This is a genomic window from Brachybacterium squillarum M-6-3 (assembly GCF_000225825.1).
GTDB classification, from domain to species: domain Bacteria; phylum Actinomycetota; class Actinomycetes; order Actinomycetales; family Dermabacteraceae; genus Brachybacterium; species Brachybacterium squillarum.
Window position 1 is genome coordinate 72,868 of sequence record NZ_AGBX01000005.1, and the last position, 15,497, is coordinate 88,364.

General features: G+C 73.0%; 16 protein-coding genes. All 16 read left to right on the forward strand.

Annotation, left to right across the window (positions count from 1 at the left end):
• Positions 1-90 precede the first annotated feature (90 nt).
• Positions 91-1,428 carry an ammonium transporter gene (locus OM98_RS07340; RefSeq protein WP_010533956.1) on the forward strand — a complete coding sequence of 446 codons (1,338 nt, stop codon included), beginning with the start codon at positions 91-93 and terminating at the stop codon, positions 1,426-1,428.
• Positions 1,425-1,763: a P-II family nitrogen regulator gene (locus tag OM98_RS07345; protein WP_010533957.1), complete on the forward strand. Its 339-nt coding sequence runs from the start codon at positions 1,425-1,427 to the stop codon at positions 1,761-1,763. The genes OM98_RS07340 and OM98_RS07345 overlap by 4 nt, the downstream gene beginning before the upstream one ends.
• Entirely contained in the window at positions 1,753-4,098 is a 2,346-nt protein-coding gene (locus OM98_RS16375; protein ID WP_010533958.1) for a [protein-PII] uridylyltransferase family protein, read from the forward strand. The genes OM98_RS07345 and OM98_RS16375 overlap by 11 nt, the downstream gene beginning before the upstream one ends.
• A 164-nt stretch (positions 4,099-4,262) precedes the next feature.
• Positions 4,263-5,858, forward strand: coding sequence for a signal recognition particle protein (ffh, locus tag OM98_RS07355; protein WP_010533959.1), 1,596 nt, complete (start codon positions 4,263-4,265; stop codon positions 5,856-5,858).
• Positions 5,859-6,165: 307 nt separating this feature from the next.
• On the forward strand, positions 6,166-7,161 hold the full coding sequence (locus OM98_RS15570) for an endonuclease domain-containing protein (RefSeq protein WP_010533960.1): 996 nt from the start codon (positions 6,166-6,168) through the stop codon (positions 7,159-7,161).
• Between the two features lie 114 nt (positions 7,162-7,275).
• Positions 7,276-8,472, forward strand: coding sequence for an amidohydrolase family protein (locus OM98_RS07365; protein WP_083837735.1), 1,197 nt, complete (start codon positions 7,276-7,278; stop codon positions 8,470-8,472).
• Positions 8,473-8,564: 92 nt separating this feature from the next.
• The gene (locus OM98_RS07370) at positions 8,565-9,977 is read left to right on the forward strand and encodes an Nramp family divalent metal transporter (protein WP_010533962.1); all 1,413 of its coding nucleotides are present in this window, start codon (positions 8,565-8,567) and stop codon (positions 9,975-9,977) included.
• A 210-nt stretch (positions 9,978-10,187) separates the two neighbouring features.
• Positions 10,188-10,664 carry a 30S ribosomal protein S16 gene (rpsP, locus tag OM98_RS07375; protein WP_010533963.1) on the forward strand — a complete coding sequence of 159 codons (477 nt, stop codon included), beginning with the start codon at positions 10,188-10,190 and terminating at the stop codon, positions 10,662-10,664.
• Between the two features lies 1 nt (position 10,665).
• Complete coding sequence (locus OM98_RS07380; RefSeq protein ID WP_010533964.1) at positions 10,666-10,908, forward strand: RNA-binding protein; 243 nt, start codon at positions 10,666-10,668, stop codon at positions 10,906-10,908.
• A gap of 108 nt (positions 10,909-11,016) precedes the next feature.
• Positions 11,017-11,589 carry a ribosome maturation factor RimM gene (gene rimM / locus OM98_RS07385; RefSeq protein WP_010533965.1) on the forward strand — a complete coding sequence of 191 codons (573 nt, stop codon included), beginning with the start codon at positions 11,017-11,019 and terminating at the stop codon, positions 11,587-11,589.
• Positions 11,590-11,593: 4 nt separating this feature from the next.
• Entirely contained in the window at positions 11,594-12,334 is a 741-nt protein-coding gene (gene trmD / locus OM98_RS07390; RefSeq protein ID WP_010533966.1) for a tRNA (guanosine(37)-N1)-methyltransferase TrmD, read from the forward strand.
• 320 nt (positions 12,335-12,654) lie between these two features.
• Positions 12,655-13,005 (forward strand): 50S ribosomal protein L19, encoded by a 351-nt coding sequence (rplS, locus tag OM98_RS07395; protein WP_010533967.1) that lies wholly within the window; start codon positions 12,655-12,657, stop codon positions 13,003-13,005.
• Positions 13,006-13,042: 37 nt separating this feature from the next.
• Positions 13,043-13,645, forward strand: a complete 603-nt coding sequence (gene lepB, locus OM98_RS07400; RefSeq protein ID WP_010533968.1) for a signal peptidase I — start codon at positions 13,043-13,045, stop codon at positions 13,643-13,645.
• Between the two features lie 36 nt (positions 13,646-13,681).
• Positions 13,682-14,449: a signal peptidase I gene (gene lepB / locus OM98_RS07405; protein WP_010533969.1), complete on the forward strand. Its 768-nt coding sequence runs from the start codon at positions 13,682-13,684 to the stop codon at positions 14,447-14,449.
• On the forward strand, positions 14,446-15,186 hold the full coding sequence (locus OM98_RS07410) for a ribonuclease HII (RefSeq protein WP_010533970.1): 741 nt from the start codon (positions 14,446-14,448) through the stop codon (positions 15,184-15,186). Before lepB (OM98_RS07405) ends, OM98_RS07410 begins: the two co-directional genes overlap by 4 nt.
• Positions 15,183-15,485, forward strand: a complete 303-nt coding sequence (locus OM98_RS07415) for a DUF2469 domain-containing protein (protein ID WP_010533971.1) — start codon at positions 15,183-15,185, stop codon at positions 15,483-15,485. Before OM98_RS07410 ends, OM98_RS07415 begins: the two co-directional genes overlap by 4 nt.
• The last annotated feature ends 12 nt before the right edge of the window (positions 15,486-15,497 follow it).

Consider the following 15,497-nt stretch of genomic DNA (forward strand, 5'->3'; position numbering starts at 1 on the left):
TTCTGCTCGGACGATGAGCGCACGACCACCCCGGTCGGACGGCCGCGCACGGCCCGCCGTGCCCGCCGCCCCTCCCACCCAGGAGCCGACATGGAGCCCTTCACCCTCGACACGGGGGCGACCGCCTGGATCCTCATGAGCGCGTCCCTCGTGCTGCTGATGACCCCCGGCCTGTCCCTGTTCTACGGAGGCATGGTGCGCGCCCGCACCGTCCTCAACATGATGCTGATGTCGTTCACCTCGATGGGCGTCGTCGCCATCGCCTGGGTGCTCGGCGGCTACTCGATCGCCTTCGGCAGCGACATCGGCATGCTGTTCGGCAACCCGCTGGAGTTCTTCGGCCTCAACGGCACCGACGAGCAGTCCATCCTCGCCGGCAGCGGCGTGCCCTTCCTGGTGGCCGCCGGCTTCCAGATGACGTTCGCGATCATCTCCACCGCCATCATCTCCGGCGCCGTGGCCGACCGCATCAAGCTCGGCACCTGGATGGTCTTCGCCGCGGTGTGGGTGCTGCTGGTCTACGCACCCCTGTGCCACATGGTCTGGGGCGGCGGCCTGCTGGGCGGCGACGGAGTCTTCGCCTCGATCGCCGAGCCCGTCGACTTCGCCGGCGGCACCGTGGTCCACATCAACGCCGGCATCGCCGGCCTCGTGCTCGCCGTCATCGTCGGCGCCCGCCGCGGCTTCGGCAAGGAGCCGATGAAGCCCCACAACCTGCCGCTGGTCATGCTCGGCGCAGCCCTGCTGTGGTTCGGCTGGTTCGGCTTCAACGCCGGCTCCGCCGGCACCGCCGACGCCACCGCGGGTCTGGCCTGGGTGAACACCACCGTCGCCACCGCCGGCGCGATGCTCGGCTGGGCCCTGGTGGAGAAGATCCGCGACAAGCACGTCACCAGCCTCGGCGCCGCCTCCGGCGTGGTCGCGGGCCTGGTCGCCATCACCCCGGCGGCCGCCGCCCTGAACCCGGTCACCTCCATCGTGATCGGCCTGATCGCCGGCATCTGCTGCGCCCTCGCCGTGGGGCTCAAGTACCGCTTCGGGATCGACGACTCGCTCGACGTGGTCGGCGTGCACCTGGTCGGGGGCCTCGTCGGCACCATCCTCATCGGCGTCCTCGCCACCGACGGCGGCCTGACCTTCGGCGGCGGCGTCAGCCTGCTGATCGTGCAGATCCTGGTCGCGCTCTCCGCGATGATCTACTCCGGCGTGCTCACCACGATCCTCGCCCTGGTCCTCAAGGCCGTCATGGGCTGGAGGATCCCCGAGAACGACGAGGTGGCGGGCATCGACATCACCCACCACGCCGAGTCCGGCTACGATCTGGCCGGGGGATCCCTCACCCGACGCGACCGCGGCGCCGCCCGTCCCGCGCCCGCCACCCCCACCCGCGCCGAGACCCCGGCCGCGACCGCAGGAGACGCCCGATGAAGCTCATCACCGCCATCATCCAGCCGCACGCCCTGCAGGGCGTCACCGACTCCCTGCGCGAGTACGGGGTCAGCGGCATCACCATCACCGAGGTCGCCGGCTACGGCCGCCAGGGCGGCCACACCGAGGTCTACCGCGGCGCCGAGTACACCATCGACACCATCCCCAAGGTGAAGGTCGAGGTGCTCGCCGACGACGCCGACGAGAAGGACATCATCGACCTCGTGGTCGCCGCGTCCCGCACCGGACGCATCGGCGACGGCAAGGTCTGGAGCACCGAGGTCGGCACCGTGGTCCGGGTCCGCACCGGTGAACGGGACACGGATGCCCTCTGAGGAGCTTCCCGGCCGCCGGCTGACCCAGGTCCTCCACGCCGGCTTCGCGGACGCCCACGCCGGCCCCCAGCGCAGGCTCGATCAGGCATCGCTCGTCGATGACTGGCTGATCGGGCTCTGGCAGGGGGCCGGCGCCCCGGCGTCCGGGGCCGCCCTGGCCGCGATCGGCTCCCTGGGGCGGCGCGACCTCGGCCCCGGCAGCGACCTGGACCTGGTGCTGCTGGTGGACCCCGACCAGCTCGGTCGCGAGGAGACCTCCCGCCTCGCCAGCGCCCTCTGGTACCCGATCTGGGACTCCGGCACCTCCCTGGACCACGCCCTGCGCAGCCCCCTCGAGTGCGAGCAGGTGGCCCGCGACGACCTCCGCGCCGCCGTGTCCCTGCTGGACCTTCGGCTGGTCGTGGGCGACGCCGAGCTGGTCAGCGACGCCGCCCGGCGGGTGCGCGACCAGTGGCGCCGCGGCGCCCGTCGCCGCATCGGCGAGCTGGTGGAGCTCGCCGCGGACCGCTCCAACCGCTACGGGCCGCTGGCGCACTCCACCGAGCCGAACCTGAAGTCCGACCGCGGTGGCCTGCGCGACGTCACCGTGATCCGCGCGATCGCCGAGAGCTGGCTCGCCGACCACGACCACGCGGTGGTCGACGCCGCCGCCCGCACCCTGTGCGACGCCCGCGACGCGCTGCAGGCCGTCACCGGCCGCTCCGGCACCCGCCTGGGCCGCGCCGACCAGGACGCCGTCGCCGCGCTCACCGGCCACGACACCGCCGACGACCACCTCGCCGTGCTCGCCGAGGCCTCCCGCTCCGTGAGCTGGGAGCTGCACCGCACCATCCGCGCCGCCGAGGCGGCCGCGGCCCGCGGCGGCTCCGGCACCCGCGGCCAGGGCACCGACCGTCGCCCCGCCATCACCCGCCACGGACACGGCGTGCTCGTGCAAAGCGGGGAGGTCTCCGTCGACCCCCGCGAGGACGACCCGCTGCGGGACCTCGCCGCGGTCCGCCACGCCGCCACCCGCGGGCTGCCCCTCGCCGACGCGACCCTGGCCCGCATGGCCGAGGCGCCCATCGTCCCCTTCACCCCCGCCCAGCGCGACACCCTGGTCGACGCCCTCGCCGGGGAGCACATCGCCGAGGTGTACGAGGCGCTGGACATCAAGGGCATCTTCGCCCGCTGGGTGCCGGGCTGGGACGCGGTGCGCAACCGCCCGCAGCGCTCCGCCGTCCACCGCTTCACCGTGGACCGCCACCAGCTGGAGACCGTCAAGGAGGTCCAGCGCTTCCTGCCTCGGGTGCAGCGCCCCGACCTGCTGCTGGTCACCGCCCTGCTGCACGACCTCGGCAAGCGCGCCGACGCCCGCGACCATTCCGCCGAGGGTGCCCCGCTGGCCGCGGAGGCCGCCCGCCACCTCGGCTTCGACGACACCGACGTGCGCACCATCTCCACCCTGGTCCGCGAGCACCTCACCCTGGTCTCGCTGGCCACCGGGCGGGACCTGGCCGACCCGGCCACCCTGCAGGAGCTGCTGGCCGCGGTGCGCTTCGACCCGCTGATCCTGGAGATGCTGCGCGCCCTCACCGAGGCCGACGCGATCGCCGCCGGTCCCGCCGCCTGGTCCTCCTGGCGCTCCGCCCTGGTGGACCACCTCACCGCCCTGGCCAGGGACAAGCTCACCGGCACCGCCCCCGCGCCGCGCCTGCTGCTGGCCCCGCAGCGCTCCGCCCAGGAGGCTGTGCTCGCCGCCGTGCGGCGTTCGGACAGCGCCCAGGTGCTCTACCCGGCCCCCACCGAGGACGAGCCCATCTCCCAGATCTGCCTCGGCGCTCCCGACGGCGCCGGGGTGTTCGCGGCGATGGCCCGGGTGCTGGCCCGTCAGCGCATCGACGTCCGCTCCGCCGTGGTGGTGACCATGGAGGGCGTGGCCGTGAACACCTGGTGGGTCTCCGGCACCCAGGACGACCTGCCCCACCCCAGCGCCCTGCGCACCGCCCTGGACCGCGAACTGGCCCACCGCGACCGCGCCGACGCCCGGGTGCTGGAGCTGGAGCCCGCCGAGCCGCCCCGCACCACCGACGACACCCCCGTGGTCACGCTGCTGCCGGGCGCCTCCTCCGAGGCGACGGTGGTGCAGGTCAACGCCCGCAACCGCCCCAGCCTGCTGGCGGACGTCGCCGAGACCATCACCCTGCACCGGCTGCAGGTGCGCAGCGCCCATGTGATGACCCTCGGCCAGCGCGCCATCGACGTGCTCTACCTGACCGATGCGCGGGGGAGGGCCCTGGACGCACCCACCGTCGGCCGCATCATCGCCGCCCTGATGGACGCCGCCGCCACCTGAGCCGTCGGGCGGCGGAGGCCGGCGAACGCCGATGCCCGTGCCGGATCGCGTCGTCGGACCGGTGCCCGCGGACGGGCGTGGGCGTTCTCTCCCCGGGCGTCCTGGGGCGGCGCCGACCCGGCCACTACACTGGTGCGGTCCACACCACCGAGGGGAATCGCTCCGTGTTCAACAACCTCTCCGATCGCATCACAGCCTCCCTGAAGGGGCTGCGCGGTCACGGCCGTCTCTCCGAGGCGGACGTCGACAAGACCATCCGCGAGATCCGGCGCGCGCTGCTCGACGCCGACGTCGCGGTCTCCGTCGTGCGCGACTTCACCGGTCGCGTCCGGGAGCGGGCCCTGGGCGAGGAGGTCTCCAAGGCCCTGAACCCGGCCCAGCAGGTCGTGAAGATCGTCAACGACGAGCTGGTCGGCGTGCTCGGCGGCGCCACCGGCGAGCTGCACTGGGCGAAGAACCCGCCCACCGTGATCATGCTGGCCGGCCTGCAGGGCGCCGGCAAGACCACCCTGGCCGGCAAGCTCGCCCGCTGGATGAAGTCCGAGGGCCACACCCCGCTGCTGGTCGCGGCCGACCTCCAGCGCCCCAACGCCGTCAACCAGCTGCAGATCGTCGGCGAGCGCGCCGGCGTGCCGGTCTTCGCCCCCGAGCCGGGCAACGGCGTCGGCAACCCCGTGCTGGTCGCGATGAACGGCGTCTCCACCGCGCAGTTCCAGCAGCACGACGTGGTCATCGTCGACACCGCCGGTCGCCTCGGCATCGACGAGGAGATGATGCAGCAGGCGCGCGACATCCGCGACGCCGTGCACCCCGACGAGACCCTGTTCGTGGTCGACGCGATGATCGGCCAGGACGCCGCCCGCGTCGCCGAGGCCTTCCGCGACGGCGTGGGCTTCTCCGGCGTCGTGCTCTCCAAGCTGGACGGCGACGCCCGCGGCGGCGCGGCCCTGTCGATCACCGGCGTCACCGAGCGCCCCATCCTGTTCGCCTCCACCGGTGAGGGCCTGGACGACTTCGAGCGCTTCCACCCGGACCGCATGGCCAACCGCATCCTCGACATGGGCGACGTGCTCACCCTGATCGAGCAGGCGGAGAAGAACTTCGACCAGGCGGAGGCCGAGAAGGCCGCCCAGAAGCTGGCCTCCGGCGAGGACTTCACCCTCGACGACTTCCTGGCCCAGATGCAGCAGCTCAAGAACATGGGCTCCATCAAGAAGATGCTGGGCATGCTGCCGAACATGGGGCAGTACCGCGAGCAGCTGGAGAACTTCGACGAGGCCGAGATCGGCCGGGTCGAGGCGATCATCCGCTCCATGACCCCGGCCGAGCGCCGCGAGCCGAAGCTCATCAACGGCTCCCGCCGCTCCCGCATCGCCAAGGGCTCCGGCTCCACGGTGCAGCAGGTCAACCAGCTCCTCGAGCGCTTCAAGCAGGCCCAGCAGATGATGCGCAGCATGGGCAAGGGCATGGCCGGCGGCGGCATGCCGGGGATGCCCGGCGGACCCGGCATGGGCATGGGCAAGAAGTCCAAGGGGCGTCAGCAGGCCCCGGCGCAGCGCGGCAAGAAGGCGAAGTCGAAGAACCCCGCGAAGGCCGCGCGCGAGGCGGCCGAGGCGGAGAAGAAGGCCGCCGAGCGGGCCTCGAACGGCGGCGGCTCGGCCTTCGGCGGCGGGAACGCCCAGCAGGGCACCCCCGACCTCTCCGACCTCGACCCCAGCCAGCTACCCCCGGAGATGCAGAAGCTCCTCGGCGGCCGCTGACTCCCGCCCGCCCGGCGCCGGCCCGGCCCTTCACCTGCCCCTGGCGCCGTTCCGCCTTCGATGCCCGGGAATCTTCCACGTGAGGGGAAGATTCCCGGGCATCGCCGTCTGCACGACCCGTGCGCCCCCTGCAGCTCATCGGCGCTGGCAGGACGGCCTCCGCGACGTCCGGGTTTCTTCCACCTGAGTGGAAGGTTCTCGGACATCGCCGTGCTGCCCTAGCGGCGCCAGTCCTCCACACGGGCTCGTCGTCCACCGACGCGTCGAGGCATCGGCCATACCGCGTCGTCGTGCCTACGGTGCGTCCATGGCCGTTCGCCCAGAGGATCTCCGCCGCGGCGCGATCTACGCCAGTGCGACGCTCCTGGGCGCGGGTATGCACCCCAGGCAGATTGCCTCGGCGAAGATGACTCGGGTCCTGCCCGGGTTCTGGGCACGCAGCGATGCGCTTCCGACGCTCGGCGAGATCGCCCGGGTGCTGCAGGAGACGCTGCGTCCGGGATGCCTGATCAGCCATCAGACAGCGGCCGAGCTGCTGAGATTCCCGCTGCCGATCCCCATGACGCACGCTGGCGGCGCGGCCCTGCACTGTCGGGGCCCGGGGGGCGCTCCTCGCACCGCCGGCAATCTCGTCGTCGTCCACGCGGCCGAGGGAGACCGGGAGCCGGTGCCTCTCCGAGGGCTCTGGCTGACCGACCCGGTCTCGACCCTGCGCGACCTGGCGCCGCGGCTCACCCATCCCGACCTCGTCGCCTGCGTCGATGCCCTCGTCTCACAGGGCAGGGGAGCCTTGTTGGACCGGCCGCTTGAGCGGGTCAGGGAGGAAGCCGAGTCGTTGCGAGGGCCCGGCAGTGCCCGGCTGCGAGCGGCGGTGGCGCAGGCTCGGGAACGGGTGTGGTCTCCCATGGAGAGTCGGTTCCGCCTGCTCCTGACCGCCGCGGGATTTCCGTGCCCCACGATGAACCTGCAGGTCAGCGATCCTGCGACCGGGCAGATGTTCGTCATCGACATGGCGTACGAGCAATGGATGGTCGCGATCGAGTACGACGGCGACGGGCACCGTACCGAGGCCCGGCAGTGGCGCCGAGACCTGCACAAGAACGAGGTGCTGCATCAGCTCGGGTGGACGGTGCTGAGGGCGAGTGTCGACGACTACCGCCACCCGGAGCGCTTCCTCCGCCGGCTGGAGCATGCGCGGTCTGCGGAGCACCCCACTCGTCAGGCGATGTCCACAGAGCTTCCGCGAGAGTGGAAGATTCCCCGACATCGGAGCGGCACGGCCGAGGTGCGGGGCCTGACGTGAGGTGCGGGCAAGACGCTGGGGCTGGGGCTGGGGCTGGGGCTGGGGCCGCGGCTGGCAGTGCTGAGGCGGGGGCAGGCCCCACCCGGGGCGGAGGAGGCTCGGTAGGGTGGCGGGATGAGCGATGACGCGGTGGTGAGGTGGCCGGAGGCCGGAGAGACGCCCTCGTACCGGAGGGATGCGGCAGCCGGCGCGGCAGGTGCTGCGGCCGCCGGGGTCGACGGCCCGGTGTGGCACCTGCGGGGGCCGGTCCTCACGGGTCCGGGGGAGGAGCTGGCCGAGGCGTGGGTGGTCGACGGCAGGATCCTGCACGAGCGGCCCGAGCTGCCGGCGGGCACCGAGGTCACGAGCATCGACGGTTTCGCGGTGCCCGGCCTCGCGGACCTGCACTGCCACATCGGGATCAGCGACGAGGGCACCGGCACCAGCCTCGACGTCGCCCGGGCCCAGGCACGCACCGACCGCGACACCGGGGTGCTGCTGATCCGCGACGCCGGCTCCATCACCGACACCGCGCCGCTGCAGGCCGAGGCCGACCTGCCGCGGCTGATCCGCTGCGGGCGGCACGTGGCCCGCAGCCGCCGCTACCTGATCGGCTACGCCGAGGAGGTCGAGCCGGGCGACCTCGCCGCGACCGTCACCGCCCAGGCGCGTCGGGGCGACGGCTGGGTGAAGCTCGTGGGGGACTGGATCGACCGTGACGCCGGGGACCTCACCCCCACCTGGTCCGGCGCCGACTTCGACGCCGCCGCGGAGGCCGCCCACGCCGCCGGGGCCCGCATCACCACCCACACGTTCGACGAGGAGACCCTGCCGCTGGTGCTCGCGGCCGGGTTCGACTGCCTCGAGCACGCCACCGGCCTCACCGACGAGACCATCCGCGCCACCGCCGCGGCCGGTATCCCCGTGGTGACGACCTTGGTCAACGTCGGCGAGTTCGAGGCCTACGCCGCCCAGGGTGAGCGGAAGTTCCCCCGCTATGCCGCGCACATGCGGAGGCTGCGCGCGGATCGCTACCGCCGCACCCGTGATGCCCACGACGCCGGGGTCCCCCTGCTGGTGGGCACCGACGCCGGGGGAGTGCTCGGCCACGGCATCGTCCACCAGGAGCTCGACGAGCTCGCCGCCGCGGGCCTCAGCCCCATCGCGATCCTCGAGGCGGCCAGCTGGGGCCCCCGTCGGTTCCTCGGCGTCCCCGCCCTCGAGGACGGCGCCCCCGCCGACCTGCTGGTGCTCCCCACCGATCCGCGCGAGGACCATCGCGCCCTGCGGGAGCCGGAACTGATCCTGCTCGCCGGACGCCGCGTGGGCTGAGCCCGGCATCGACGGCCCCGCCACCACCGCGGCGGGGCATCGGGCTGTGCACGACCACGGCGCGCACCCGGCGAGGCGATAGCGTGCGGGGCATGCACTCCGAGGACGCAGCGCAGAGCCCCCGCACCCCCGACCACGGCCCGGACCGCCCCGACGCCGGGCGCGGCAACGCCTCCGAGACCCCGGGCGGACCGGAGCGGGACGCGCCGTCCACCTCGACCGCCCCCGCCACGGCATCCGACGCCCCGCCCCGCTGGAAGCTCATCGGCCCCGGCCTGGTCGTCGCCGCGACCGGCATCGGCGCCGGCGACCTGGTCGCGACCCTGGTCGCCGGCTCCCGCTTCGGCTACGCCCTGCTCTGGGCGGCCGTCGCGGGTGTGCTGATCAAGATCGTGCTCGTCGAGGGCGCGGGCCGCTGGACGCTGGCCACCGGGCACTCCGTCTTCGAGGGCTGGCGGCGGCTGGGCCGGTGGACCTCCTGGTACTTCGGCCCCTACATCGTCGTGTGGGGCTTCGTGTACGGCGCGACCGCCATGTCCGCCTCCGCGCTGCCGCTGGCCACCCTGGTGCCGCAGCTTCCCGGCCTGCGCGACCTCGCCGTCGTGCAGGACATCCCCTTCCTCGCCTACGCCGTGCTCTCCGGCCTGATCGGTGCCGCCCTGGTGTGGACCGGCCGCTACAAGGGGCTGGAGAAGATCATCGCCGTGCTGGTCGGCGTCATGTTCGTGACCGTCGTCGGGGCGGCCGCGGTGACCGTGCCGCACCTGGGCCAGATCCTCGGCGGCCTGGTCCCGCGCATCCCCGAGGGCGGTCTCGTCTACGCCCTCAGCATCGCCGGCGGCGTGGGCGGCACCATCACCCTGGCCGCCTATGGCTACTGGCTGAGCGAGAAGGGCTGGTCCAGCCCTCGCTGGATGCGGGTGATGCGCATCGACAACGCGATGGCCTACGTGATCTCCGGGGTCTTCGTGATCTCGATGCTGATCGTCGGCGCGGAGCTGCTGTACTCCGCCGGCATCGCCATCGAGGACGGCGACCAGGGCCTGCTCGACCTCGCCGCGGTCCTCGCCGACCGCTATGGCACCGTGATGAGCTGGGTGTTCCTGCTGGGCTTCTGGGCCTCGTCGTTCTCCTCGGTGCTGGGCGTGTGGAACGGCGTCCCGGTGATGTTCGCCGACTTCTTCGGCCACCTGCGCCGCCTGCCCGAGGACCATCCCGACCGGCACATCGGCGGACGCTACTACCGCTGGTACGTGCTGTGGCTGACCTTCCCGCCGATGCTCCTGCTGCTGCTCGGGCGGCCGGTGCAGGTGATCATCGCCTACGGCGTGCTCGGGGCGTTCTTCATGCCGTTCCTGGCGCTGACCCTGCTGTTCCTGCTGAACTCGCGGCACGTGCCCGAGCGCTGGCGCAACCACTGGCCGGCGAACGTGGTGCTGGCCCTGGTGGCGGTGCTGTTCCTGGTGCTCGGGGTGCAGCAGCTGATCTCGACCCTCGCCGGCTGAGGCCGCACCGCAAGGACCCGGAGCTGTGCCCCGCCGCACATGCCTGCCGGTGGAACCCCGGGGCCACGGCCTGGCATAATCGCTTCCTGTATGTGCCCGGACCGGCCCTCTACCCGTCCAGGTACGGCACCCCGAGCACCGTCAGCGCCCGCATCACCCCACAGGCAGCGGCGGGGCTCACCCGAACATCCTGAAGGAGAGTCCACGACCGTGGCCGTCAAGATCCGTCTGAAGCGCATGGGCAAGATCCGTGCACCGTACTACCGCATCGTCGTGGCCGACTCGCGCAAGAAGCGCGACGGCGCCGTGATCGAGGAGATCGGCAAGTACCACCCCACCGAGGAGCCCTCGCTGATCGAGGTCACCTCCGACCGTGCGCAGTACTGGCTCGGCGTGGGCGCGCAGCCCACCGAGCAGGTCGCCGCGCTGCTCAAGGTGACCGGTGACTGGCAGACCTTCAAGGGCGAGAAGGGCTCCGAGGGCTCCCTGAAGTCCGCCGAGGCCAAGACCTCCGCCGAGGACCTCATCGCCGAGGCCGACAAGGCCGCCGCCGCCTCCCGCGAGGGTGCGCAGAAGGCCAAGGAGTCCTCCGACTCCGAGACCGCCGAGGTCGAGGCCGGCTCCGAGGAGGCTCCCGCCGAGGGCGAGACCACCGAGGACGCCGACGCCGCCACCGACGAGGCCTGAGATGAGCGCCCGCGCCGAGGCCCTCGACCACCTGGTCCGCGGCATCGTCGACAACCCCGACGACGTCCGCGTGGCCGAGAAGTCCACCCGTCGTGGCCCGCTGCTCGAGGTCCGGGTCGACCCCGCCGACCTCGGCCGGGTGATCGGCCGCTCCGGTCGCACCGCCCGCGCCCTGCGCACGGTCACCGCGGCGATCTCCGACGAGGACGTGCGCGTGGACATCGTGGACGTCGATCGGCGCTGAGCAGCCCCATCGCATCACCGTCGAGAGCGGCACTGCACGGCAGTGCCGCTCTCGTCGTCCCGGGGCCCGGCCCCGCCCGAGAAGCCCCCAGCAGCACGGAGGACAACCATGAGCACCCGTGAGGTCATCGTCGCGACCATCGGCCGCGCCCACGGACTGCGCGGCGAGGTCGCCCTCCGCCTGCGCACCGACCAGCCCGAGGAGCGCCTGCTCGAGGGCACCGTCTTCGAGCTCCCCGGCGGTCGCCGCCTCACCCTCACCGGCACCCGCGTCCAGCAGGACCGCTGGTACGCCCGCTTCGCCGAGGTGCCCGACCGCACCGCCGCCGAGGCCCTGCGGGAGACGGATCTGGCCGTCGAGGTCGACGAGGAGACCGAGGCCGAGGAGGACCCCGACGCCTGGTACCCCTCGCAGCTGCGCGGTCTGCGCGTGGTCGACACCGCCGGCCGGGAGCTCGGCACCGTGCAGACCGTCCAGCACTACCCGGCGCAGGACCTGCTGGTCGTGCGCACCGCCGACGGCTCGCGCGTGCAGCTCCCGCTGGTCGAGCAGCTGGTGCCCCAGGTCGACCTCGAGGCCGGGGTCGTCACCGCCGACCCGCCCGGCGGCCTGTTCGAGGAGCTGCCCGAGGCCGACGGGGAGACCGACGGCCCCGCCGACGCACCCGTCGAGCAGGGCTGATCCCGTGCGGATCGACGTCCTCACCATCTTCCCCGAGTACCTGGCGCCGCTCGAGCTGAGCCTGCTGGGCAAGGCCCGCCGTCAGGGCCTGGTCGACCTGCACGTCCACGACCTGCGCGACTGGACCCACGACCGCCACCGCACCGTGGACGACAGCCCGCTGGGCGGCGGCGCCGGCATGGTGATGAAGCCCGAGCCGTGGGCGGAGGCCTTCGCGGCCGTCCGCGCCGCGGGCCGGGCCGAGATGGGGGAGCAGGCGCAGCCGTTGGTCGTCTTCCCGAACCCCGCCGGGGCGCCCTTCGCCCAGGCCACCGCCCAGGCCTGGTCGGAGCGGGAGTGGATCGTCTTCGCCTGCGGCCGCTACGAGGGCATCGACGAGCGGGTCTACGAGCACCTGGACGCCGAGGGCTACGAGGTGGCGCTCGCCTCGCTGGGCGACTACGTCCTCAACGGCGGTGAGGTCGCCGTGCTCGCCATCACCGAGGCCGTGGTGCGCCTGGTGCCGGGCGTCGTCGGCAACGCGGAGAGCCTGCGCGAGGAGTCCCACGCCGAGGGCCTGTTGGAGTACCCGCTGTACACCCGGCCCGCCGCCTGGACGGACCCGGCCGGGACCCTCCGCGAGGTGCCGCCGATCCTGCTGTCCGGCGACCACGCGAAGATCGCGGCCTGGCGCCGGGAACGCTCCCTCGAGCGCACGGCCGAGCGCCGTCCCGACCTGCTGGGCCCCGCGCCGACCGAGGGCTGAGCACCCCCGGGGTGACGCACTCGACAGGTCGATCCGGCGCTGACCTGCGCTCCCACCGTCCGCGAGGCTTGCCGGGCGGTGCACCGCCTGGCACAATGGCCCCTTGTGCACGCCGTGCGCCCCTCTGCCTCAGGGGAGGGACGCGACAGACGGCCGGGCAGATCCGTGGCGATGGGAGTCGCCGCCAGAGGCCCAGCACACCGGCACGGGAGCGGGACCCCGGTCCCCGCCCGCCGGATCGTTGGTTCACCACGGGCACCCCGACGGGGCGCCCCGCGAACGACGCCGTCCGACCTGAGGCGGAGGGCAGGAGACACATCATGCAGAAGCTCGATGAGCTCGACAAGGCCTCGCTGCGCGAGGACGTCCCGGCCCTGCGCGCCGGCGACAACGTCAAGGTCCACGTGAAGGTCGTCGAGGGCAACCGCTCCCGCGTCCAGGTCTTCCAGGGCTACGTCATCGGCCGTCAGGGCCACGGCATCGGCGAGACCGTCCGCGTGCGCAAGGTGTCCTTCGGTGTCGGCGTGGAGCGCGTGTTCCCGCTGCACGCCCCCTCGATCGAGAAGTTCGAGATCCTCTCCCGCGGCGAGGTGCGCCGCGCGAAGCTGTACTACCTGCGCGGCCTCACCGGCAAGAAGGCCCGCATCAAGGAGAAGCGCGAACACTCCTGAGCGCGCACGGCGGCGCCCGGACACTGCGGATCACCCCGTGAGCACCCCGGCGCCCGCCCCTGCCTCCGACGGACGGCGGCGACCCCACACCCTGGTGGTCGCCGCCGTCTGCGTCGTCCTGCTGCTGGTCGCCGCCGGGCTGGTGCGCCACCTGGTGGCCCAGCCCTTCCGGGTCCCCTCCTCCTCGATGGCGCCGACCCTGCAGGTGGGGGACGTGATCCTCGCCGACCGCTCCACCCGCGGCACCGCCGAGCGAGGCGCCGTGGTGGTGTTCGACGGCTCCGACTCCCTGGGACAGGACGGCTCCGCCGGGGGCCGCTACTGGGTCAAGCGGGTGATCGCCGTCGGCGGCGACCGGGTCACCTGCTGCACCGACGCCGGGGCGATCACCGTCAACGGCGAGGTGCTCGACGAGACCTACCTGCCCGAGGGCACCGCGCCCAGCGAGGTGACCTTCGACCTGGAGGTGCCCGAGGGCCGCATGTTCGTGCTCGGCGACAACCGCGACGACTCGACCGATTCGCGCAACCTGCTGGGTGCGCCCGGCGGCGGCATGATCCGCGTCGAGCACGTGGTGGGGGAGGTCCACGAGGTGGTGTGGCCTGCCTCGCGTCGCGGCCCGATCGCCGGGGCGTCCTGAGAGCCCCGTACCCCGTTCGGGGCTAGGATCGCCGCGATGAACGAGCCCGAACCCAGCCCCCGCGCCGAGACGGCCGCGCCCGACGGCGGAGCCTCCGGCGAGCAGACCGCGCGCCACGGCCACAGCCATTCCGCGCGCCGGCGCATGCCGTTGTGGCTGGACACCGTGGTGACCATGGTGATCGCCCTGCTGATCGCCGTCCTGGTGAAGACCTTCCTGATCCAGCCCTTCTACATCCCCTCCGCGTCGATGAACCCGACGCTGCTGAACGACGACAAGATCCTCGTCTCCAAGCTCAGCCCGGGCGTGTTCGACCTCGAACGGGGCGACGTGATCGTCTTCGAGGACCCCGCCGACTGGATCCCCGGCGACGCCACCGAGGACCCCACCCCGCGGGTGCGGCTGATGATGATCCTCTCCGCCGTGGGGCTGGCCCCCGATCCCTCCCAGGACCACCTGGTCAAGCGTCTGATCGGGCTGCCCGGCGACCACGTCGTCTGCGAGGAGCAGGGCGGGACGCTGACGGTGAACGGGGTGGAGCTCGAGGAGCCCTACATCAACCCGGAGACCCCGGCCTGCCAGGTGGCCTTCGACGTCACCGTGCCCGAGGACAGCGTCTGGGTGATGGGCGACAACCGCTACTCCTCCGCGGACTCGGCATACCACGAGTCCCAGGGCGAGGACGGCTTCGTGCCGATGGACGACGTCACCGGCCGGGCCGTGGTGATCTTCTGGCCCGCCGACCGCTGGTCGGGCCTGGGCAGCGGCCGCGAGGCCTTCGCCGACGTCCCCGCCTCCGAGTGAGCCCCGTCCTCCCCACCCTGGAGGTGGAGCAGGAGCTCGCCGCCGCCTGCGGCCCCGGGCCGCGCCTGGTCGTCGGCATCGACGAGGTGGGCCGCGGCGCGCTTGCCGGCCCCGTCGCGATGGGTGCCTGCGCCGTCCTCGTCAGCGACGGCATCGCCGGGTCGCTGCCCGAGGGCGTGCGCGACTCCAAGGCCCTCAGCGCCCGCCGTCGCGAGGCCCTGGTCGAGCCGATCCGAGAGGCCGCCATCGCCAGCGCCGTCAGCTGGGCCACGGCCGAGGAGATCGACGCCGAGGGCATCGTCCCCGCCCTCACCCTGGCCGCCCTGCGCGGCCTGGACGGGCTCGGCATCACCCCCGACGCGATCCTGCTGGACGGCAACACCGACGTGCTGACCCCGGCCCTGGCCGCCCGCGGCGGCATGGTGCCGCGGGTGAGCCTGCGGGTGGGCGCGGACCGCGACTGCGCGAGTGTGGCCGCCGCCAGCGTGCTCGCCAAGGTCGCCCGCGACGCGCACATGGTGGAGCTGGACGCCGAGGCGCCCGAGTTCGGCTGGGCGGGCAACAAGGGCTACGGCTCCGCGGCGCACCGCGAGGCCATCGACCGGCTCGGACCGCACGGGCGACACCGCCGCAGCTGGAGGCTCGGTTCCCGGCCGGCTCCCGGCCGCGGGGGAGTACGGTGGGATCCCCCGCCGACGGCGGGACAGCAGAACCCCGTGGGTGAGGAGCGTCGGTGAACAGCCAGGATCTCGAGAACTACGAGTCCGACCTCGAGCTGCAGCTCTTCCGGGAGTACCGCGACGTGGTCAGCCTGTTCACCTATGTCGTCGAGACCGAGCGCCGCTTCTACCTGGCCAACCAGGTGGACCTGCAGGTGCGCTCCGCCGGCGGCGAGGTGTTCTACGAGCTGCGGCTGGCCGACGTGTGGGTGTGGGACATCTACCGCTCCAACCGCTTCGTGCGCTCCGTGCGGGTGGTGACGTTCAAGGACGTCAACGTCGAGGAACTCTCCAAGCCGGACATCTCCCTGCCCTGACGCCCGGGCAGC